Here is a 22,403-nt window from a genome sequence, read left to right on the forward strand (position 1 = left end):
ACTAATTAAACTCGTAAGCGCTGGGGTTTAGGCGAAAATCTAATGTAAGATATTTAGTTAACACTTCTAGCACCGAATAAGCATCAACATTATTTACTGCGGCACGTTGTACAAAAGCATGCATGGCCGTTTTATCCCACATATCATCCACCAGCAAATCTATGTATTCATGGAATGTGTCGTAACTAAAGAGAAAATCAAAATTGTTCCACCCCAACCCTTTCAATACTTTTCCTGATATTGTATTACTCGCCTTCTCATAAGAAATTCTTGCGAAACGCGAAAGCTCTTGCATTAAAATTGGCCGCTCAGCATTAACCAAAGTTGCCGCCATAGGAACTTTCAATAGCTTCGGAGCTCGTCGTTTCACAAGGTTTTGACTCACTTTGTAATTAACTCGGTGCCTGAATTTTAGTTGTAAGACCAGCTCTGCCAATCGTGAATCTGCATAGGGGTGGTGATAACCCATAAAGTTTTCGGCGGTCTTAGTTTGCAATGCAAAAAATTGCCGACTTGAGTGTTCCAACCGATAGCGTTCACTTAACTCATGCAGCCCCGACGTTTTGTGCTGCGTGTAATTCTGTAAAACTTGCTCAACATCGCGATTAAAATCTGCCCGTAAAGTGGCGGAATCAATTTCTTTTATCCAACACCAGGGATGCTTAACAAACCCTTTGCTTAACAATGGGGTTAGCAGTGTAATCGCTTCGTCGTTACCAATTTTGTCATACACATTCGGTCGCAAAATTGTATTAAAAAACGCTACCAAGCGGGAGTGGTTGTTACCTAAACTATTGTAACCGTAGTGGCCCGATATATGCTCGACTACTAAACCTGCACTAAGAGGAGCTTCTGAGCTTGAGTCCTGCATACTACTGGCGTAGTACCAGTGTGGAAACAACGCGCAGCCCAACTGCGCTAGCATTTCCAGCACTTGATTTCGACCAAATGGGGTGTTTTCAAGAGGTACAAAAGACATCGACTTTTGTAACGGCGCACCCAATTGAAATGCGATAGCAATTTCGCGGCTAGCGAGATGCCCATGTGTGTAGGTGTGAACTATTCGCTCTGGGTTCGAAGACAGCAACAAACGTGAATCCCAACCCGCGGAAAGCATTAAGGAAGTATGCGGGCTATTACACAATACGTGGTTTAAACGTTCGTCTACTGCATCTAGAGCCGATTCCACATTCGCTTCATTATCGCTCTGCCAATAGTCAAGGTTCGTTCTTTCTAACCTTTCCGCGGCGGCGGAATAAGTTACTCGTTGCAAAGGGCGCAGCAAGAAAACGTGTTTTAGCAGAGAACGTTCCCCAACAGTGTACGCATCGTTTATAAAGGTGAAGACACCGGCCCAGTCGCGCTCAAAGTCGCCGTAACGCACGAAGTTCTCAATACGATTTGACACCCACAGTGCCCCACCTTTTAAACCGTAAAACAAAGGCTCACTGCCTAAAAAGTCCGACTGTATGTTCAGCAAACCACGCGGAGCGTCAAAACTAATCAAGGTTCCCGTATGCTGTGTTGGCGACCACTGTTCTTGTATACACGTGTAAGCAGAATCGTCACTACCTAAATGACGGTCACCTAGATAGAGATTGAAAGCAGTCTCAGTGAATTCTAAATGCCTATTTTTAGAGCCTTGGTCAAAGTACAACCCGGCTTCGTTGTAGCGCTTACTCGTTTGAAAACTAGACGAAAGCTCGGGCGACCTTGCTTTCCCCCCGATGATGATCAAAAATCCTTTATCGACGCACGGCATTCCTTTTACCCTTATCGGCTATACGATTATTAATGATTAAAAATAAAGACGTTTGAAATGCAATGGAAATCCACAAAAACGGATAGTAACCAATAGTGACGAACTGACCGGCAATTGCAAAACCAAATATCCCAAGACGCAATCCTTTCCAAATTGAGAATAGCAATAACTCATCTGGTTTGGTTTCATCTAATTTAACTTTTAACCTTCGCGTAAGCGCAAGGGCAATAATAGCCATGTAAAACAACAACCCCGTAAAGCCGGCATCTGTCCCTACCTGAACGAAGATATTATGCGGTAGTTGCGCAGTCCCATAGAGCCTATCGTTAGGATAATGTACGTTGTAATATGGAATAAAATTATAAAAGCCAACCCCCAAAATGGGGTGTTCCGTCATCATTTCCCAACCATTTTTCCAGTACAACGTTCTTTGAAGTGATGATTTATCTTCACCGATAGACGTAAACCGTTCTTTTTGCTCATCTGGCAACAATGTGAGCACACCATAGGTCAAAACAGCTACGGAAATAAGTACTTTTAAATTAAAGATTTTGCGCCAAAATAGGAATATGAGTTGTAACGCCAATGCCACTTGGGAGCCACGGCTACTGCTGCCCAAAATCGTTAGAATAGGACAGACAAATCCAGCAATTAAAATCCACTTTTCCCAAGTTTTACACGAGTCTTTGTGGTCAAGATAAAGGTAAATTGCTAAAGGGAAAAGCACAACCATCAATACCGCTAATTCGCCAGAGTTTTGAAAATAACCTTGTGGCCCCATGAGCCCCCACTGCGTGAAAGAAAAACCACGCATAACCCAAATGCGCGCCGTTCCAGCTGCAATTTTAAGAGCACAGAAAAACAGGATAAGAAAAAAGATAAAAAAACGTTCTCGGGTGGTTACTATCCAACAAATAAGGAAGTAAATAACAATCCATTGTATGAAGAAAATATAGTAACGCTGCGACCACTCGATGCTATACGCCACCAAGAAAGACGCATGCACGGCAAAACTGAAAAGCAAAACATAAATATGCATTGGATCCATGCGGAATTTTGCTTTTGGATCTGAAAATGCGGCAAGGAACGCTCCGGTAAGGAACACTTGAGCCCAAGGTATAAAATCTAAAAATGGGAATATTGCTTGCGGACGAAAGTATTCGACAAACAAGTACAAACAAACACATTTGAATGCAAAAGACTCAGCTTTAAAAAATTGCCAACTGTTTTTGATTTTTACAAAAAAAAATTGTTCCACTAACGAGGCAGGCGCTTTCACATCACTCACGGTTTATCCTATTTAAATTCTCAACGGCGTCGTGAATTATTCCTAAGCAGTGCTCAAAGAATATATCGTTCGTATTATACGGGTCATGAAGATAAACCGTAGAAGGTTTGGCGAAACTTCCAATAAACTGGGTTTCAACACCTAAATTTAGTGCTTGTAATTGAAGTAAATGAGAAGGTTCCATTACCAGCATGAGGTCACCGGTTTGAGGCTCATATAGGCTGATGTGCTGTGAAAGATGGCCCGATAAATCAAGCCCGCGTTTTGCAGCATAAGCGACCGCACGTTCATTTGCAGGGTCACCGCCTCGGCAATGCAAACCAAAAGAAATAGATTCAACACCTAGAGACCGAGCGACAACTTCTCCGTAAGGTGAACGACAGATATTACCACTGCACAAGAAAATAAGTCTTTTAAATGGTTGGCGAGAACGACTGTTCGTTTTATAAGCGCCAAACAAGGCTTTTGCGTTGAATTGACAGTATCTCAACAACCCCGTTTTAGAGCCGTAGTTATCGGCAATCCACTCTGTAAACATGTTATGCTTCTTTTTTTAAGTTCAAGAGCTGCATATAAGTATCCAAATATTGCGTCAACATGGCGTGTTCAGAAAAGTTCTCTTCTACCCGTATTCTACCTGCAGTATTTACTGTATGCCCAGCTCTAATGTTTGTCACTAGCCTATTTAACCCTGTAACGAACGCATCGGTATTGCAGTCAACCAGCTCGCCCTGTTGTGAGTCGCTAATTATTTCCTCAGGACCGCCGCAGCGCGTAGCTAATAGTGGTAAACCACTTGCCATTGCTTCAATGGTGCTAATGGAAAACCCTTCAGAGTCGGACGATAGCAAGAATCCGTCTAGACTCGACAAGTAACTCGACGTATTCTCAATGAACCCCAAAAAATGGCAGTCTCTAATTTCATTTTCTGCTATCAACGAATCTAGCTTAGATTTTATAGACGGTCGCGGATCTCCACCAATAACGAGGGCAGCATCAACTCCCGCTGCTTGAAGCTTACCAAAGGCTTCAACCATAATGTCGTAGCGTTTAGCTGGTCTCAGATTTCCAAGTGCGCCAAGTACTATTGTACTTTTTGACAATCCTAATCGACTGCGCAAATCACTATCTCGCTTTAGGGTGTAATCCTCAAGGCGAATACCGTTGTAAATTGTACGTGTTTTTTCTTTTACAAGCAGACCAGATGTAAACACCTTATCAAATAAGGAATTGCTAACCACCACAAATTGACTAATACCTTTGCGCATAAACCAAAGCTTAAGTCGCTTAAACTTTTCATTTGGCGCAATATCAACCATACCATGATATGTGGCAACCACGGGCACGCCCGTTAACAACCCTACTATTGCCGCGTAAACGTTAGAACCAAGTAAATGCGACTGGATGATAGTAATGTTGTGCTTTCGAACTAAACGCATTAGCTGCCATACTAATTTGACGTTAAAACTTCCGCCAGCAGGAATAATCTCGGTTTTAACATTGCGCTTCTGCAGTTGATCGTTTACGTATCCTTTTCCTTTTAAAACGGCCAAATTAAATTCAGCAGTGTTCTGTAACTTACTAGCGAGCGAGATAAAAACATCCTCTGCTCCGCCAGGACCAGTAGTATCAATTAAATGGAGAATTCTTAAGGTCATTAGGGTTTAACAAGAAAGCGAATGACTAAAACATTGTTCTATAGAATAACAAGCATTAAGCTTGGAGCAAGAAATCATTTTAGTCGCAGAAATATGGAACCAAAAGTAGTACTTGTATTGGATGCAAATCAACGCAGCGCTTTGGCAGCTACGCGTGCTATAGGTTGTCACACTCAATACACTGTAATTACCGCCGACGCCTCAAATAAGGCACTTGCAGGCCACTCAAAGTACAGTTCTGACTACATCACTTACCCTGACCCAGCTGTTAGCATTGAACCTTTCATTGCTTGGCTGATTCAGGCAATTAAAAAATTCAATATTGATTTTTTAATGCCCGTGACTGAAATCACAAGCCGTACTATATTAGAAAATAAACACGCACTACCGACCTGTCATTTGCCTTTTGCTCAATATAAAACGGTTCTTAACATTAGCAACAAGTCAGCTCTGACAAAGCGCGCTGCTGCGTTAGGAGTACCGATACCATACTCTGAGCATTTCACTTCGACAGCTGATGTTGATGTGTCGACGATAGCTTACCCTGTAGTTGTAAAACCTTCTTTGTCGCGCATTAAGGTTGACGACCAATGGCTTAATACTACGGTAACCGTTGCACGTAATGAGGCCGAATTAAGGCAAATTTTTTTAGAACACGATTATTTAGAACGACAAAGTTTTATGCTCCAAGAATTCATTGATGGTTTTGGAGCTGGGTTGTTTTGTTACTATCATAAAGGCCATCCAATCGCATTTTTTGCTCACCGACGAATTAGAGAAAAACCGCCTTCAGGTGGCGTAAGTGTGCTCAGCGAAAGCATCTCTGTTAGAGAAGATATGAAACGCTACGCAACTATGATCTTAGACGATGCAAAGTGGCACGGTGTGGCAATGGTAGAATTTCGAGTTGACGCAAAAAACACACCGCACTTAATGGAAATAAATACCCGCTTGTGGGGCTCATTACAGCTATCCGTTGATAGTGGGGTTAATTTTCCTATGCTGCTATTAGAGGGTGAGCTTAACGAACACCTGTCTGCTGTAAATAGCTTTAAAACCGGGCAACAACTGCGCTGGTTTTTAGGTGATGTCGATAATTTGTATTTACAATTGAAAGATAGGAACAAAAACACCTCGGAAAAACTACAAGCCGTGTTACGATTCCTGACACCTCGAATGAGCAATAGGAAACATGAAGTTAACCGCTTGGGTGACCTTGGACCAGCCTGGTACGAATTAAAACAATATTTTAAGTGATAGCGTTTACGTGAACTTTCTAAAACAATTAATAAAAACGTGTTTGGTCTGGGTAGCGGGCTCGGTAGGCTGGCATTTTGCAACAAATAAACCCGGGCGTTTAATTATTCTGATGTATCATAGAGTTCTGCCTGCTGACGACCATCGAACTCGATTCGAAGAGCCAGGAATGATCGTGACTCCTGATACATTTGCATTGCATTTAGCTACATTGCAGCAAAGTAACCTTGAAGTTGTAGATTTAACTGATTGGGTAAAGAACCGCGACAACTATGCACAGCAAACTTGTGTTGCTATTACATTCGATGACGGTTGGCGCGATAACTTTGAATTTGCGTTTCCGTTATTGCAGGAAAAACGAATTCCAGCAACTATTTTTGCAGTTGAAGAACATATCGGTAAAGGCGTTCAGTTTTGGCCGAATAGAGTAGCTAAGCTTCTGCTATCAGACCACAGAAATGAGGCTTTTCTCGATATCTTACAACAACAGCTTGGACGGCTTCCCAACGAATTTAATCGCGAATCAGTCAGCGCTTTGATTCAAGAACTCAAAAAGTTTAACGATGATCAGATTTATTCTTGGCTTGCCAGTATAGATGATACAGGCGATTCACCGCGTGAAATGATGAACGAAGAAGAGTTCGAACAGTCACTCAACAAAGCGAACATCGCAATAGGTAGTCATACTTTAAGTCATTGCCGTCTTAATGACTTTACCGAAGATAGTGTCCTACACAATGAAGTCGTGATGAGCAAAAAACGGCTTGAAGCTAGGTTTGGTAATGAAATAGAGCTGTTTTGCTTCCCCAATGGTGACTATTCAGCCAGTGCTCTGAATTTGGTCGCGCAACACTATAAAGCAGCGGTGACAACCAAGCGCGGTCACGTAGATGAATTTACCCCACACGAATTAAAGCGTATTGGTGTACACAATGACATTAGCGATACCAAGATTAAGTTTAAAGCTCGCATGTCTGGATGGATTTAAACTAAAGGCACTATTTTGAGTATCACAACGCAAACTAAAGCTGCCAACCGGTTTGAATCTATAGACTCTTTTCGTGGAATTGCGGCGCTACTGGTAGTTCTTTATCACTTAAGTGGAAGTTTAGAAAAACAACTCGACCCGTTATTGTTTGACTGGTTAAACACGTTTATGGACTTTGGTTTTGTTGGCGTCCCTATCTTCTTCGTTATAAGTGGGTTTGCAATTGCCTACAGCCTTAAAAACATCCGCATGACATCTCGTAATGTAGGTGTCTTTTTCTTGCGGCGCAGTATTCGATTAGATTTTACTTATTGGGTATGCATAGCGCTGAGTATCTTACTCTTGGTCGCAAAGAACCTGGTCACTAGTGAAAATGAAGCGCTTCCGTCGGTTTCTGATGTACTTTTTCACATGTTTTACATTCAAGATCTGGCTCAAATAGACTACTCCATCTCAGTGGTATATTGGACGTTGTGCTTGGAAATCCAATTCTACTTATTCTTCGTTGTTTGCTTGGCTGCCTGTAGAGCCATCTCGAGAACCCACAATACGGAACTTATGGTATTACTGCTGCTTATCACCGGGTTTTGGTCATTGCTGGTCGACTACAAATTCATTGACAATTTATTACCCGGACTGTTTGTGCCATTCTGGCACTACTTTGTTTTTGGCGTTTTATTTGCAAACATCGTCCTAAATCGTCCACTTGCGAAGTTAATGTTTATTTTGTGGTCGACAATAGAATGCGTGTTCCTACTCTTCATCCATGTAAAATACTTTGCCCTTGCGGGTACGGGCTTTGCGCTAGCTTTATATGTTTTATGGTACTGCAATGCTCTGCAGACTATTCATTCAAAGTCACTCGCATATCTAGCTGCAATTAGTTATCCACTATATTTATTGCACCCTGATTTCGGATGGAAAACTATTGCGGTGTTAGAGAGATTGTTGCCTATTAAGAATAGTCCGCTTTTGACCCTAATGATCTTTGCTATGGGCATTGTAGCTAGCATCATTTCAGCGCACGTCGTACATAAATTTATCGAGGCGCCCAGTCAGCGTTTGAGCAAAAAATTCAGTATGCAAAAAGCATTCTGAACATTATAGCTCTCGCTGAGCAGGTAATTACCTATACGGAATGGTATTATTTGTTGAGCAGTTGTTTGTACAATTTCAGCATTGATACGGCGTTATTCTTTGCTGAGTACTGCATACTAAAAAGAGGTCTAGTTTTTTGTTGCAGCACGTCTAGCAACCTTTCAGCGTAAGCATCAGCATTGTGTTCTGCAACAAGCCCACTTGGGAAATTTGCGGTTAATAGATGGACCAAGCCCCCCGTACGATGCGCAACTATCGGCACACCCAATGCACAGCATTCGAGCGCGGTCATTGGAAGCCCCTCGTGATCAGAAGGCATTAACACAGCATCCATTTTAGCCATACAAGCGACAATGTCACTCCTGTGACCATAAAACTCAACACTCGCTAAGATACCTAGCTCAGCAGCCATTTTTTTCGCTGTGGAAAGTTCACTACCATCGCCAAACACGTGAAACCTGTATGCAGAGTCACCTTTATTCTCACCAACTAACTGTTTTGCCACCGCTAAAAACAAGTCTATGCGTTTTACTGGCTCAACTCGTCCAACAAAACCTATATTAAGTTTGCTTGGTGATGCTAACTTAAACTCACTTACACTCAATGCCTGATGAACTTCAGAAGGGTCTATTCCATTTTCAATCACGTGAATGTGTGAAAGCTTAAAATCGTGGTTTAACTTGTTAGCCAGATCGCTCGATACTGCGATAACGGCAGATTGAAGCCTACTACCACAAAAGTTATCTAATTTATGTTGAATAGTTTGTTTCCAATTGCGCTTAAACTCCGGTGCACCGTGCACTGTACGCACACAGACTGCATCCCGCACAAAAAAGCTCGCTAGGCTACCAAGGATATTTTCTTTTTGCCGATGTGTGTGCACTATATTAGGTTTAAGCAGCGTTAAATGACGCCTTATTTTGCGAAATAAATCAGCAAAACTAAATTTAGTTTCGTCAAAAACAGCTACATCGATACCTTTCTGTTTCAATCGCTGCTCAAGGTCGCCAGTGTTGAGCACAATCACGTGAACATCTTCTGTAAGCGCTTGATTCGAGGCTAAAGTTAACAACTGAACTTCTGCACCGGCCCATTTATCCCCTGAAGCAATATGCACAATTCGCATTATTTGCCCACTTGTACAGAAATCGAGTACAACATGTCAGCGTAGAATTCGAGTTCGGCCTGAGATACTGTTTTATCGCATTGTCTATTACAGTCAATATGAAGAACGAGTGCAGATGATGGCACACCCTTAAGCGAATGTTTTAACTGCAACAGCTTAGTTTGTAAGTCACCTGTAGCTGTGTCTTCAGCTACTTTAAATACCCACAATACATAACCGCCAGTTTTGCGTTTTTGGGCAATGTTAACAGGGCCCAACTCACCACTTATAACTGTTACATTCTCTAATTCATTACCGACAGTGTTAGCAAAGTAAATCAACTCTTTGCCTTGAGCTTGGTTCATATAGCTAGACACAAATAGCGTTGCCGCTGATTGACTCAACGGTTTTAAATAAACGGCATTGAAGTCGCTGCCAATGAAACTAACGCCTTTGTCAGAAAACCAGTCGTTTGACTGCACAGCAAAACCGTCGGGAACATTAACTTGAAATTCTTCTACAACTAAAGATTTATTGGCTTGGACGCTTTTGTACAGGGGAAAAAGAACTAAGGTAAAAACGGCCAGAGCCAGAGCAACATAATTGCGTGCGGTAAACTGCTTTAATTTAGGAGTCTCAGCCTCAGGTGAGTTATTGGCATATTTACGCGTGAACCACTCCATCAGAAAGAAGTATATGGCTAGGAGTATAGCGAACGTAACCCAGCCAAAGAAGCCGTGTTCATGTACTAGGCTACTTTGCATTTCTGAATAGTAGCCAATCATTATCAGCAGATATACACGTATCCAATTTCCAATTAATGCAAATACTGCGATTAACAACAAGGCGAATACCTTGTGGCGCCACGTTTGCAAGTTTAAATATCCGTAAAAAACGCCCATACAAACGCCTGCCAGCATGTAATTTAAGCCTGCACAACCATCTGCAATGCGCATTACACCGTAAGGTAAATGAATATCATAACCATCGATAAACGCGGTGATACCAGATAAACGGACGAAAATAGATACAATGAAAGTAGTTAAGTCTTGCAAAGGATCGAGAAAAAAATCAGCTACAGGAATTGCAAGAAACAAAGAAAACACGGGAACTGCTGCTTTCAACGCATTTCTAAACCCTACAATCGAAATCAGTAAATAGAAAAGAATGAAGGGAACAAGCATCTGTTGTGCTAGGCGCACTTGAACACTCACCGCGGCAAACCAAACCGCGCCAATAGCAAGCCCAAATAGGCAAACCAAAAAAGATGGGGAAGGAACTAACCAGCGTCGGTCTATATACAACGCATAGAGCGAGAAAGCCAATAGTACGTAGCCATGTGAATACGTATGGTTATTCTCAGTCCAAATATTGTGTAGTGACAGAAACGTTTCCTGATAGGCCCAACTAACTACACCTAAACAAAGAAATACGACCAATCCAAAGGCCCAACGATTAAAGGGCATAAACCTGTTTTCCTTTCCATATCATTTGTGAACAAATTCCAGTTTTGGCTACATTAAATCAAACTTATAGCCCTTGATCTACGTACTTTTTCAGATAATTCATTGCATGGCTGATTCATGGTATTGTAAAGTGCTAGCGAAAACATAAAACTCAGGTGCAGAACTGCATGGAACTCGTATTTTGGCTACTAGCGCTTCTCTCGGTGTTTAGTTACTTTGTTTATCCATTAATAATTAAAACTTTAGTACTCGCTTACCCGTCTGCCAAATCTGCAGATAAAAACAGTGAATTGCCGCCGTTAACGTTAATTATTACTGCTCACAACGAAGCACATAGAATTGGCGAAAAACTTGATAACACAATGCTGCTCGAGTATCCCCAAGAAAAGCTCACTATTATCGTAGCGTCTGACAACAGTACTGATGAAACAGACAGTATTGTAAGTTCGTTTGCTGAGCGAGGTGTTCAGCTAGTCAGAGCCACTGAGCGTCTAGGTAAAGAAAACGCACAGCTACAAGCAATAAAAACCGTTGGTGAGGGTATTATTGTATTTTCTGATGTAGCCACAAAAATAGAGCCTGACGGTTTGACCAAACTTGCTCATTACTTTGATGATAGCGAAATAGGTGCTATTTCCAGTGAAGATCGCTTCATTAGCAAAGAGGGAAAGGTCGCTGGCGAAGGTGCTTATGTTAAATACGAGATGTGGCTGCGCAAACAAGAATCCCAACTGGCTGGGTTAGTTGGTTTAAGTGGATCCTTCTTTGCTGCTCGCCATGAAGTATGTCAGAAATGGGATATTCACTCACCTAGCGATTTTAATACAGCGTTGAACAGCGCTTCTCTGGGGCTAAAGGCAGTCACTGCACCAGACGTGTTGGGTTATTACACAGATTTGGCAGATCCCACCAAGGAATACAACCGAAAAATCCGAACGGTAATAAGAGGTATGACAGCTTTAAAAAGGCATCCTGAAGTATTAAATCCGTTTAAATACGGCTGGTTTGCATTTCAGGTAGTGAGCCACAAACTATTACGCTGGACTGTGCCTTGGTCACTAATAGCTCTCTTTATTATCACGCCTTTCTGTATGCAAACAGGCCATACCGTTTATACGTTAGCCTTTGTCGCACAAATTGCATTTTATGGAACAGCATTACTGGCTCATTGGCTGCCAAAATTGCAGGACATTGGCGTTATCAAAATTATTTATTTTTTCACACAAGTCAACATTGCGTTGTTTGAAGCCGGTATTAAATTTTTATCCGGAAAGCGCATGACTGTATGGCAGCCTTCGGCACGATGAATTGGCGTCAGTTACCTCCGGTTGGAACACCTGTCAGGTACGCATTAGAACAACCTATATCTGATAAAACAGTATTTCATGTTCCTGGTTTTCATTGTGACTATTATCAATCTGGCACTGCTGCATTAGCTAAAGCCATCGCAATGTCGATTGCAGTACAAACAGAGCCAACAAGGCGTGACGTAATACTTCCGGGTTATGGGTGCCCAGATTTAGTTGCAGCAGTTGTTTACGCTGGTGCAAACCCTGTGATTATTGATCTCACTCAAGAGAAATACAGCTTCAATCTAGCTCATGTGAAAGCGTGCGCAGAAAAAGCAGTAGCAATAATCTGCCCTGCCCTGCTTGGTATTTCTATGCCAATTGGCGAAATTAAAGCCGTTCTACCTAAGCATGTTAAAATTATAGAAGATGATGCGCAGTGGTTTCCCGAAGCGACAACCGCTCACAGCCGGCAGTCCAATCTCACCAATATAGGAAATTACCAACTTCCAGTTGAATGTTCTTACAGCGATTTTATAGTGACCTCTTTTGGGCGCGGTAAGCCCGTCAACTTGATGGGTGGAGGTATGTTGTTATCACGAACATCGCAAGGATTTAGCGACACCAATGTACCAGTATCAACACCGCTTGGTTTTCGGGCAAAAAGTGCCCTTTTTAATGCACTAATGCAGCCTTTTCTATACGGGGCGCTAACTCGAGTGCCTGGTTTAGATATAGGCTCTACTGTGTATCACCAATTAGATAGTATTGAACGAATTGAGAGTTTTAAACGCTCGCTGGTAACCCCTGCCATCATAAACTATTTAAAATCACCGTTAGCAACCGCAACTAGTTACAGTGAAATAGGCCCGTGTGCTTGGTCTGATCAGGCACAACGCTTATTGCGTTTGCCGCTCTTGGTCGACAATATCAAGAGCCGTGATTTGCTTGTTGCCAAGTGTATCAATCAGGGAATAACTGCAACCGCTATGTATAAGCGCGCACTTTATGATATACCAGGTATTGCTGCAATATCTGAACGACCTATGCCAACACCAGTTAGTGACCGCTTGGCGGAAACCTTAGTAACCTTACCTACCCACTCAGGCGTTAAAGAAAAACATAAAGTTATAATGCACCGTGTTCTAGCGCAATTTAAAGATAAGCTGACAGAACGAGTTTCGCTATGACACCGAGTGAGATCAAACGCAAATTAAAACAGGTCAAGGTACAAAAAGGCACTATTTCTAAACAGTTCAAGTGTGTCATAAAAGGAAGTCCTGAACACAATAATCTTCTTGAAAAAATGCAAGAAATCAGTTGTCAGGTGAGGTCATTAGAAGAAAAGTTAAAAGCATTAAGCAAGACACCAGAACAAAATAGCGAAGAAAAAAAGATGGCGCCTCAATTTACGGCGCCAACAAAAACATATACTGGCGCAATTAGCGTATGTATCGCTAATGCTGAGCAGTTAGCTTTATTCTGGGATTGGCAAAAGACTCAAGAGCGTTCGAGCATCTATCATACTCAACCTATTTTTAATTGGCTCGGACAACCTTCTACTAATGAAACAAAACTACTGCTTGCACTTAACGAATCTGGGCAAATTCTTGGAGGTTTACCAATAACCGTAATGCGTACGCGGCTATTCGGTCATTTTGCGATTTCACAACCTTATTTTAACTACGGCGGGCCGTTGACTGATTACTCAAATGTGTTTGAACGCCTGCTTACCTTTGGTGAGCAAGTCGTTAAAGACATGTCTCTCAAATATGCGGAAATACGGACTCTAACTCAAGTTAAAAAGCGACCAAGCAACTGTAAAAAAGTATCAATGGTGTTGCCACTACCGCACTCAGAAGCATTGTTACGTCAGTCTTTCGGCGCAAAAGTACGCGCACAGGTCAATAAAGCCAACGAGTTTGCCCCTTCAGTTGTTTTTGGTGGTAGCGAGCTATTGGATGATTTTTATCATGTGCTATCGACCAATATGCGAGACCTCGGTACGCCTTTGTATGAAAAAGCTTGGTTTGAGTCTCTGATTGAAGCTATCCCCGCCCACGCATATTTGTGTGTTGTTTACCTCGCTGAACGGCCCGTTGCAACTGGCTTTTTAATTCAAAATAACAGCGTAATGGAGATCCCTTGGGCTTCAACGTTAAAAAAGGTCAACCATATGAATATAAATATGTGGATGTATGACCAGATATTGGCATTTGCTGTAACAAAGGGCTGCTCGTGGTTTGATTTTGGGCGCTCTACCTATAACGAAGGCACCTACCGATTTAAAAAGCAATGGGGTTCGAAACCAATTCAACACTATTGGTATACGATAGGAAAAGACGATACTAATGCAGATGGTGGTTTGAATCCCGACAATCCCAAATTCAAGCTCGCTATTGCGACTTGGCAGCGTCTACCAGTTTGGGTAACACGCTTAATAGGGCCGTTTGTCGCTAAACAATTACCATGAACAACCAATTTTCAACAAAAATAAGCGTTGGTATACAGTCACTTACCGAACTAAAAAATGATTGGATAGCGTTAGAGAAATTGGCCAACAGCCACCCTTTCGATAGTTTTTTCTGGTGCTTAAATCAGGCTCATTTGCATACGGAAAAAGGCAGGACTGTAATTGTTGTGTGCGTTTACGATCTTGATCGCTGCGTCGCCATATTACCTCTTGTGCAACAAAACATGAGCCGTAAGCTGAAGATTCCATGTCTACAGCATTTATGCAGTGCATTTACCGATTATCAAAATTTCACTTTCGCACCATCAGAAGATTCATACACTCTCTTCCAACGCTGCATATCCAAATTAGCCGAGTCAGAATACGCAAATTTGCCATTGATATTTAACTATCCTAGCTCAGTGTTGCGGCAATGCTGCCTATCCGCTAAACGCTATTTTCGCGAGCATATAGCCTTCAACCACTGGCACCATTCGCAGTACAAGAGTGATGCAGCTCCGCTAAACAGTAAAGTATTGCGCGAAGCAAAACGACGCCGAAAAAAATTGGCGCAACACGCCAATTACGAGATTTTAATTAATACTGCATATGATGAAAAATTGATTGATTGGATACTCGACCAAAACGCAAAACGTTTTGGCCCAAACCAACTGACTGCAGCAAAAAACCGCACTTCGGTAAAGCGCCTACTACGTACTTATCAGTCATCACTCCACCTTTCTGTAGTGACAATTGACGGTTTGCCCGCTGCGGCGCATTTAGGCTTTTTACGCGATTCGACGTTACAATATTATTTACTCGCAAACGATGACAATTTCCGACAGTTTTCGGTAGGTATAATTCTTTTAAATGAAATTATTGCGGTACATAGTAACCCTAGCAATATTGACTTCCTGCGGGGTGACGAAGAATACAAAAAGGATTGGTCAAACACTGTAAATATCGAGAATGGGTTAATATGCTTACCTCGTAAAATCAACATTATTACGGCTTGGTTAATCAAAATTTACGCAAAACGCAATCAATAGTCGCCGTTAGCCACGCATTCCCATTTACCATAGTGAGGATGTTCTGCACCCAAATACGCATCCTGCATAGTTGTCCATTCATACCGATCACAAAGTTTCTTCAGCTTTTGCAAAGCACTAGATTGATTTACGCGATGACGAAAATTGGATTTAAGACTACTGGCTATTCGCGGTTGTTCGGGGTCAAACTCCCACGGGTGAGTATAAAAGTTGGCTACAGCCTGATGGTCTGAGTTTTTGAATAACATGTCGAATAGTACAAATGGTAATAAACGGAAGTAGCCACCGCCCCCCGCAGGAAATACTTTGTTTCGCCAAGTACAAGTTGTCACCGGTATTTCAAGTAGGCCATTCACAAGCCAATAAGGTGACTTAGGAGCTTTCGGTACGCCATACAAATCGTGTTTAATGGGGTAACTACTGGAACTGTATATGTAGCCAGCTTCGGCAATAACATCATGCGCCCAATTATTCTCTGCCGAAATAGAAAAACACGGAGCTCTGTAACCTTTAATAGCAACGCCTGAAATATCCTCTAACGTTTTTTTAGCGCGTACAATATCATTCGAAAAACTCACCTTGTCTTGTTTAGAAATATGCTGATGCATAAACCCATGACTCGCTAACTCGTGGCCTCCTTCTACAATTTTGGCAATAATTTGGGGGTGTTTTTTCGCAATCCAACCGAGTGTAAAGAAGGTCGCCTTCACATTTTTTTCGGCAAATACCGTCAATAACGACTCCATTTGGAAGTGCAATCTAGACTCATAAGAAGCCCAAGTGTCTATAGACACGTCATTTGCAAACGCTTCGACCTGAAAGTACTCTTCCACATCTACTGTCATCGCGTTAAGTTTTGCCATATCATCTACTTTTTAATTACCAATTGAGTTACGATTACTAAAACAAGGTAGCATGGGCGCTTAACTCTTTGAATATCATTTCGCTGAAAGAGAAAAGGAAAAACTAGTTCGCAAGCTCAAAGGCTAGGTTAAATTAGGTAACGGTATTACAAGGACATATTATGCACGTTCGAACCATTGGTGTATTGTTTTTTTTGTTTTCTTTAGCAGGATGCAAACCTCCGCTCGATATCGAAGCGTCATTAGCCGAAGTCAACGCTGCAATAGATGCAGGTAAAACTGAAGAAGCAAGAATAGAGCTAAGAAATCTATTGGTTGAATATCCTGACAACCTTACTGCACGAACACTTCTAGGACAGCAATTTACCAAGACAGGTAACTTCCCTGCTGCCAAAAAAGAGCTTGAGTATGCACTTCGATTGGGGGCTACAACCCCAGACCTTACCCTTGACTTAATGGCTGTTTATTTGCGCCTAGCAGAATATGAATCAGTTCTTGAAATGTCCGTTAATGAGTCTAAGTTAAGTGATGCTCAACTGTCTCGATTCTTAGTTTATAAAGGGATAGCGTTCAGTGCACTAAATCGAATGGAAGAGAGCAAAAGCACTTTTGCAAAGGCAACAGAAATAGGCAATGAGTTGGCATTTTCCCGATTGAGTGATGCCTATCTGGAAACTCTGCAAGAAAACAACAGTGAAGCTATTGCGCTACTAGAAGAGTTGTTAACGCTTCAACCTGACTTTGCCGAAGCGCTGTTATTGCAAGGACAGTTAGCATTAACGGCGGGAGATTTTACGACAGCTGAAACGGTATTTAAGCAGTATGTTGAGTCTCTTCCAGATTCAAATGAAGCTCAACTTCTTTTGGCTAGTACACTGATCAGAGCAGGAAAATATTCAGAGGCGCGCCCAATAGTATTAAAGCTACTACAAATAACTCGCCAACACGGTTACCTCAATCAGCTTCTAAGCGTAATAGAATTTCAAGAGCGTAATTATGAAAGTGCAAAGCGATACGGCGACGTAGCGGTTAGGAGCGGCCTTAAAACTGAAGTTTTACAGGTAGTTCTCGGTATTAGCAATTACCAATTAGGACTTTATGAGCAGTCGTACCGAAATTTGAAGAGCGTCGCTAAATCGCTCCCCTCAGATCACCCTGCTTTAAGGTTACTCATCCTGACACAATTGCACCTTGGCTACACTGTTGAAGCGCACTCTACCCTCGCAAATATTACGCAACTTAAAAATACTGATGCCGAACTGTTAACCTCTTTAGGGATTTTATTAAGTCAAGACAACCAAGAGGAGAAAGCACAAGATGTTCTCCAAAAGCTTGCTAGTTTACCCCAGTCAAATCCAGAAATTCTTGCCGATATTGGCATGCTAAAAATAGAGCTGGGTGATCTCACTGGAGTGAAGGATCTTGAGCAAGCAATAGAAAACAGAGATTTGTCTTCCAATGAAGTTATGACAATCATCGAAAGCTATTTAGTATCTCAAGACTACGACGGATTACGCTCACTAGGAAGCAAGCTCATTGACCGTAACAAAGAACTCGCTGTTTTAGGCTACAATGCGATTGGATTGGCAGAGTCACGTTTAGGGAACGTTAAAGCCGCGCTTGAAAGCTATGAATCTTCACTAACTATCGACCCTTTGAACGCGGCAGCGTTAATGTACAAAGCTCAATTTGAGCTACAACAAGGAAATAGTGAGGAAGCAAAAAGATTACTAATTCCACTCGCCAATCAAAAGCCTGAATACCAAGAAGGCGTAACCTTACTATTTTCTGTATATGCAACTAATGATGGCTTGGCAGATGGTATACAATTTTTGGATACCCTTGTCTCTAGTAATCCAGAAATTGATGATTTGAAAATCACCTTAGCAATGGCATTGTTAAAGTATATGCCTGACCAACTGAGACGAGTTCCAGAATTGCTAAATAAAATAACGGATGAAAGCGTCAAACGTTCTGACTACTACTTAACGTTATCCGAGTCTCAACTGCGCTTAGGTATGCTCACCGAAGCAGAGAAAACCTTGTTAGAATGGCATCGGAGAGAATCCAAAAACGAAACTGCCACACTCGCTCTTTTGGGGTTTTATGACACGTTAGGCAACACTGAAAGGTATTCGCAAACACTCAAAGACGCCTTGTTGAAATACCCAGAACAGATAAGCATTCGAGCATTGGAAGTGAAGCGTTTAGTGGAACTGGAAAGTGTATCTCGTGCTCAATTTGAACTAAACCAACTGCCCAAGAGTTTTCGAAACTCTATATCAGGGTTGGGGTTGCAGGCCCACATTGATATTATGAAAAATCGATGTAAACAGGCGATTCAACCTTTGCTAAATTATTATGAAATAATTCCGAATAAGTTTAATTCAAACGGTGTAATTAGGTGCCTGCGCGACCTAAATCGACAAAAAGAATTACAGTCCTTTATGGTGCAGCGTGTCACTGATTATCCTAGAGATGTTTATACGCGCAACCTATTGGCTAACATTGTATTCTACTCAGACCCCAAATTAGCTATGGCGCAGTATGAGGGAGTTTTACAATATGACCCTACAAATTTAATTGCTGCTAACAATTATGCTTGGCTGCTTTTCGAAGCAGGAGATTTGAGCAAAGCGGAAAACGTGGCTAGGTCAGCGCTTACTCTTGATGCTAATATCCCGGCAATTATTGATACGCTTGCGCATATTGTTGAGCGCAAAGGGAACAGTAAAGAAGCCCTAGAGCTCATGACCCGTGCCTATTCACTAGATGATTCACCAGAAATCGCTATACATTATGCTAATCTACTGATTGAGAGTCGTAATCTTGAAGAAGCAAAACGAATCATAGATGATATTAAGCCAGCAAACGAGCGGCAACAAGCTGAACTCCAACACCTGTTGGTCGAGGTGTCTAGTGGCTCATAGCGACATCGAGTGACGATATGTTTTCAAATAGGATTTTAAACCGTTTCGTTAGCTCAATTTGTGGTGCGAAGCTTACTATTTTTACTTTACACAGGTTGGAAGGCGATCATGGCTTAACCGGCTTTAATCTTGAGCTAATCCTACGCACTATCGAGCGGCTTAAAAGCGCTGGTGTCGAGTTTGTTTATTTAGACGAGGTATTAGAGTTACGAAAAAAACTCTCTACATCAAAGAACTATGTTTGCATCACAATAGATGATGGCTATAGAGATCAAGCCGACTTTTTGATACCTAAATTGCTTGAGTTAGGCGCAAAACCTACTTTGTTTGTAGTAACGAGCCTTATTGATTCCAAGCTACTTCCTTGGGATGCTAGACTAGCCTCGGGCCTAAACCAACTTAGAGGTCATTATACCGATTTAAACGCGCTTAAATTAAAGGGTGTTGGTATAGTTGACGACAACAATAGGCGCTCTGTTCGACACGCCTTGTCTGCTCATGCGAAACGATTATCGAAGACGGAACGCCTCTCTTTCCTTTCAAAATTTGAACAGTTGGTTAAAGAATTCGGTGCCATTGAAAAAACTAATGGCTTTGAAGCAAGCGATTGGGACAGCCTACGAGCGTTAGAAAAGAGAGGTCTTAGAATTGGTTCCCACTCAGTGAGTCATCAACCACTCTCAACGCTTTCAGAAGCTGATATACTATTCGAAGCTGAGTCCAGCATTAGAACGCTTAAGAAGCACCTTGCAAATCCATCAGATATATTCTGTTACCCTGTTGGCCTGCCTGAAGACATTCAACCAGCAGCTAAAAATATTCTTCAGGAGTGTAATTATGCTGGCGCGGTAACCGCATCCCCAGGTTATGTTGGACCAAACACCGATCCATTTTATTTACCAAGAATCGGAATGCCACACTCTGAATCTTTGTGCGTTAGATATACATCTTGGTTTGAAAAAATTCGGTAAGGGCCTAGCGCCCTTTTCCGAATAGAACAACTTCCACCGTACGCACTAAGATTAACATATCAAGCAGCAAACTTTGATGTTTGACGTAGTAAAGATCAAATTTTAGTTTTTCCATTGAATCATCTACGCTAGCGCCGTAAGGGTAGTTAAGCTGAGCCCAACCTGCTAAGCCAGGTTTAACATTGTGTCGTTGGTTATAATAAGGCACTTCACGCACAAGTTGCTCTACGAACTGCGGTCTTTCTGGTCTTGGACCAATAAATGCCATTTCACCTTTAAATACATTCAAAAGCTGAGGTAATTCATCAATTCGATATTTTCTAATGAAGTAACCAATCCGAGTAACACGATCATCGTTTTTGCTCGCCCATTTTGCCCCATCTTTTTCTGCATCAGGGCGCATACTTCTGAACTTGATTATCTTGAAGAGCTTACCATTAAGACCTACCCGCTCTTGCTTATAGAAAACAGAAACGCCAGTTCGACGACCGTCATCAAGATAAATGGTCAATGCTGTCACGAGCATTATTGGCCAGACGAAGAGGAAGATGAAGAATGCTAGTATCGCATTAAGCGTATAATCCAAAGCATCTCTTAAGTAGTTTTGACTTTGGAAACCGTTGGAATAGATAACCCAACTAGGGTACATCAGGTTAACCACAATTTGACCCGTTTCACGTTCCATGAAATCTAATAGCTCAGTGACTTCAATGCCTCTCAGTCTACAATCAAAAAGCACTTCTACAGGTAGCGTTCCTCGTCTTTGGTCACAAGCAATAACGATTTCTTCTATTTCATTATCAACAATAAACTGTTGAAAATTATCATCGATTCTAAGGTGAATTACTTTTTCTTTCTTAATTCCGTCTTCACGATTGTCGCCGGGAATTGGGATAAACCCAACGAGATCAAACCCGATTCGATCGACGTCTCTACGCATGCGCTTTTCGATAATTGAAGCACGCTCACCTGCACCAAGTACCAATATACGCACCTTCCCCAAGCCTAATAACCCTAATCGATTGGTAAAGTACCGAAACACCACTAAAGTTATAATTATTGAACATACCGAAGCAGGTAAGAAGTACGAGTCCATGACTAAGTCATCGAAAAAAGCGCGACTTAAAACTTCTACTAAAAAGTAGCTAAGACCCACACTCACAAAAATGCGACGAATAATACCGCGAAAAGTTTCTCGTAACTTGGCTTCGTATAGGCCGACAGACAATGAGCAAAGCAATATTGAAACTGTAAGCATTCCAACATTTATAATGAGCTTTTCAACCGAAGCGTTTGGCGACATTCCGATTTGCACGAGTATAAAGTGAGAAATATAGCCCATGTAAGCAATGAGCAGCGCTTCTGTTATCACCAGTATGTTTGAGCGTTTATTTTGATTGCGCTTGTTTACTGCCACCCTTGGCTCCCTAAAACTGTGGCGTTTTTCCCATAATAAAGGGATTTATTCCAATAGACTACAATTGATATTGGCATTATAGTTACATTTCCCGTAGGGTAAACGACAAAAGCCATATATTAACCATAATGAGTGTAGGATGATCTCTTATGTTTCGCTTCAAAACGCTAATCACATGCTGTGCCCCTATTTTAATTGTTGGTCTTAACGGTTGTAGTAATACATCGGCGTTGCCCGAAGCAACCACTCGCCCATCTTTAACAACAGACGTAAATAACTACCAGTACCTTATTGGTCCCGGCGATTCTTTAACAATTTTCGTCTGGCGTAATCCAGAGGTTTCAGGCAACTATATTGTGCGCCCTGACGGAAAAGTAACCACTTCATTGGTCGAAGATATTGATGTCGCGGGCCGCACACCGACAATGCTCGCCCGAGAAATTGAAGAGCAACTGTCTACTTATATAAACAGTCCAAGAGTTACAGTTAGCGTAAACAATTTTACTGGTCCATTAAGTGAACAGGTTCGCGTAATAGGAGAGGCTACAAATCCTAGCGCGGTGAGTTATTCTGAACATATGACTCTGCTTGACTTGATGATAGCCGTGGGTGGGCTTACTGAGTTTGCCGACGGAAACAGTGCTAAACTTGTGAGAGTTGTTGATGGTGCGCAAAAGACTTTTGAAGTCGACATAGACGACCTTATAAGAGACGGTGACATCTCTAAAAATGTCGATATGCTGCCGGGCGATATAGTGATTATTCCAGAAGCCTGGTTCTAGTTGTAGAGTAGTAAACGGACTAAATAAT

The 22,403-nt window shown here is 41.8% G+C and carries 18 protein-coding genes; 10 read left to right on the forward strand and 8 right to left on the reverse strand.

Features of this window, described 5'->3' with window-relative positions; all coding sequences use genetic code 11:
- Position 1: 1 nt before the first annotated feature.
- The 4 genes from ACXAFM_RS03515 to ACXAFM_RS03530 are packed head-to-tail and all read right to left on the reverse strand — an operon-like array spanning position 2 to position 4,708.
- Entirely contained in the window at positions 2-1,762 is a 1,761-nt protein-coding gene (locus ACXAFM_RS03515) for a hypothetical protein (protein WP_474826882.1), read from the reverse strand.
- The gene (locus ACXAFM_RS03520; protein ID WP_474826885.1) at positions 1,746-3,050 is read right to left on the reverse strand and encodes an O-antigen ligase family protein; all 1,305 of its coding nucleotides are present in this window, start codon (positions 3,048-3,050) and stop codon (positions 1,746-1,748) included. The genes ACXAFM_RS03515 and ACXAFM_RS03520 overlap by 17 nt, the downstream gene beginning before the upstream one ends.
- On the reverse strand, positions 3,043-3,588 hold the full coding sequence (locus ACXAFM_RS03525) for an arsenate-mycothiol transferase ArsC (RefSeq protein WP_474826886.1): 546 nt from the start codon (positions 3,586-3,588) through the stop codon (positions 3,043-3,045). Before ACXAFM_RS03525 ends, ACXAFM_RS03520 begins: the two co-directional genes overlap by 8 nt.
- Position 3,589: 1 nt before the next feature.
- The gene (locus ACXAFM_RS03530) at positions 3,590-4,708 is read right to left on the reverse strand and encodes a glycosyltransferase (protein ID WP_474826891.1); all 1,119 of its coding nucleotides are present in this window, start codon (positions 4,706-4,708) and stop codon (positions 3,590-3,592) included.
- A 21-nt stretch (positions 4,709-4,729) separates the two neighbouring features.
- Between ACXAFM_RS03530 and ACXAFM_RS03535 the strand changes: the two genes are divergently transcribed.
- From ACXAFM_RS03535 to ACXAFM_RS03545, 3 genes are all read left to right on the forward strand, one after another.
- Complete coding sequence (locus ACXAFM_RS03535) at positions 4,730-5,965, forward strand: carboxylate--amine ligase (protein ID WP_474833388.1); 1,236 nt, start codon at positions 4,730-4,732, stop codon at positions 5,963-5,965.
- A gap of 169 nt (positions 5,966-6,134) precedes the next feature.
- Positions 6,135-6,953, forward strand: a complete 819-nt coding sequence (locus ACXAFM_RS03540; RefSeq protein WP_474826898.1) for a polysaccharide deacetylase family protein — start codon at positions 6,135-6,137, stop codon at positions 6,951-6,953.
- A gap of 15 nt (positions 6,954-6,968) precedes the next feature.
- The gene (locus tag ACXAFM_RS03545) at positions 6,969-8,051 is read left to right on the forward strand and encodes an acyltransferase family protein (RefSeq protein WP_474826901.1); all 1,083 of its coding nucleotides are present in this window, start codon (positions 6,969-6,971) and stop codon (positions 8,049-8,051) included.
- 46 nt (positions 8,052-8,097) lie between these two features.
- Here the strand turns inward: ACXAFM_RS03545 and ACXAFM_RS03550 are convergent, their stop codons facing one another.
- Together ACXAFM_RS03550 and xrt are read right to left on the reverse strand one after the other, a co-directional pair.
- Positions 8,098-9,177, reverse strand: a complete 1,080-nt coding sequence (locus tag ACXAFM_RS03550) for a glycosyltransferase (protein ID WP_474826903.1) — start codon at positions 9,175-9,177, stop codon at positions 8,098-8,100.
- A complete protein-coding gene (gene xrt, locus ACXAFM_RS03555) occupies positions 9,177-10,622 on the reverse strand; it encodes an exosortase (RefSeq protein WP_474826907.1) in 1,446 nt (481 codons plus the stop codon). The genes ACXAFM_RS03550 and xrt overlap by 1 nt, the downstream gene beginning before the upstream one ends.
- A 167-nt stretch (positions 10,623-10,789) precedes the next feature.
- On the opposite strand from xrt, the gene ACXAFM_RS03560 reads away from it, so the two are divergent.
- The 4 genes from ACXAFM_RS03560 to ACXAFM_RS03575 are packed head-to-tail and all read left to right on the forward strand — an operon-like array spanning position 10,790 to position 15,412.
- Positions 10,790-11,929: a glycosyltransferase family 2 protein gene (locus ACXAFM_RS03560; RefSeq protein ID WP_474826911.1), complete on the forward strand. Its 1,140-nt coding sequence runs from the start codon at positions 10,790-10,792 to the stop codon at positions 11,927-11,929.
- Positions 11,908-13,101: a DegT/DnrJ/EryC1/StrS family aminotransferase gene (locus ACXAFM_RS03565; RefSeq protein WP_474826914.1), complete on the forward strand. Its 1,194-nt coding sequence runs from the start codon at positions 11,908-11,910 to the stop codon at positions 13,099-13,101. The genes ACXAFM_RS03560 and ACXAFM_RS03565 overlap by 22 nt, the downstream gene beginning before the upstream one ends.
- Positions 13,098-14,384, forward strand: coding sequence for a GNAT family N-acetyltransferase (locus ACXAFM_RS03570; protein WP_474833391.1), 1,287 nt, complete (start codon positions 13,098-13,100; stop codon positions 14,382-14,384). The genes ACXAFM_RS03565 and ACXAFM_RS03570 overlap by 4 nt, the downstream gene beginning before the upstream one ends.
- The gene (locus ACXAFM_RS03575) at positions 14,381-15,412 is read left to right on the forward strand and encodes a GNAT family N-acetyltransferase (RefSeq protein WP_474826922.1); all 1,032 of its coding nucleotides are present in this window, start codon (positions 14,381-14,383) and stop codon (positions 15,410-15,412) included. Before ACXAFM_RS03570 ends, ACXAFM_RS03575 begins: the two co-directional genes overlap by 4 nt.
- Here ACXAFM_RS03575 and ACXAFM_RS03580 read toward each other — a convergent pair.
- Positions 15,406-16,275 (reverse strand): XrtA system polysaccharide deacetylase, encoded by an 870-nt coding sequence (locus ACXAFM_RS03580; protein ID WP_474826925.1) that lies wholly within the window; start codon positions 16,273-16,275, stop codon positions 15,406-15,408. The two genes, ACXAFM_RS03575 and ACXAFM_RS03580, sit on opposite strands and share 7 nt — an antisense overlap.
- A 161-nt stretch (positions 16,276-16,436) precedes the next feature.
- Between ACXAFM_RS03580 and prsT the strand changes: the two genes are divergently transcribed.
- Together prsT and ACXAFM_RS03590 are read left to right on the forward strand one after the other, a co-directional pair.
- Positions 16,437-19,205, forward strand: a complete 2,769-nt coding sequence (gene prsT / locus ACXAFM_RS03585) for an XrtA/PEP-CTERM system TPR-repeat protein PrsT (protein ID WP_474833393.1) — start codon at positions 16,437-16,439, stop codon at positions 19,203-19,205.
- Positions 19,206-19,222: 17 nt separating this feature from the next.
- Positions 19,223-20,176, forward strand: coding sequence for a polysaccharide deacetylase family protein (locus ACXAFM_RS03590; protein WP_474826932.1), 954 nt, complete (start codon positions 19,223-19,225; stop codon positions 20,174-20,176).
- Between the two features lie 4 nt (positions 20,177-20,180).
- On the opposite strand, the gene ACXAFM_RS03595 is transcribed toward ACXAFM_RS03590, so the two are convergent.
- Positions 20,181-21,593: a TIGR03013 family XrtA/PEP-CTERM system glycosyltransferase gene (locus ACXAFM_RS03595; RefSeq protein WP_474826935.1), complete on the reverse strand. Its 1,413-nt coding sequence runs from the start codon at positions 21,591-21,593 to the stop codon at positions 20,181-20,183.
- A gap of 149 nt (positions 21,594-21,742) precedes the next feature.
- Between ACXAFM_RS03595 and ACXAFM_RS03600 the strand changes: the two genes are divergently transcribed.
- Entirely contained in the window at positions 21,743-22,375 is a 633-nt protein-coding gene (locus ACXAFM_RS03600; protein WP_474826939.1) for an XrtA/PEP-CTERM system exopolysaccharide export protein, read from the forward strand.
- Positions 22,376-22,403: the final 28 nt, after the last annotated feature.

This window comes from Alteromonas sp. ABD4_190, assembly GCF_056160105.1.